1 protein-coding gene is annotated in these 261 nt (G+C 38.7%); it reads right to left on the reverse strand.

The window, feature by feature from the left end:
- On the reverse strand, positions 1 to 261 hold a 261-nt coding region (locus tag R2R70_RS21095; RefSeq protein WP_410979064.1), incomplete at both ends, for a ParA family protein.

Below are 261 nucleotides of genomic sequence, written 5' to 3' on the forward strand. Positions count from 1 at the left end.
CATAATATTCACATTGCATTGGTACTAAAATAGAATCTGCAGCGGCCATAGCATTAACAGTTAACATGTTTAATGAAGGCGGGCAGTCTATAAATATAAACTCGTATTGGTCCTGAATTTTTTCAAGTGCATTACGAAGACGCACTTCACGGGCAAATAATTCCATTAGTTTAACTTCGGCAGCGGTTACGTCTCCGTTTGCTGCAATCATATGGTATTCGCCAGATGTTTCTTTAATGATCACGTCTTCAATGGGCTTAT

Source organism: Cobetia sp. SIMBA_158 (genome assembly GCF_046566945.1).
Lineage (GTDB): Bacteria > Pseudomonadota > Gammaproteobacteria > Pseudomonadales > Halomonadaceae > Cobetia > Cobetia amphilecti.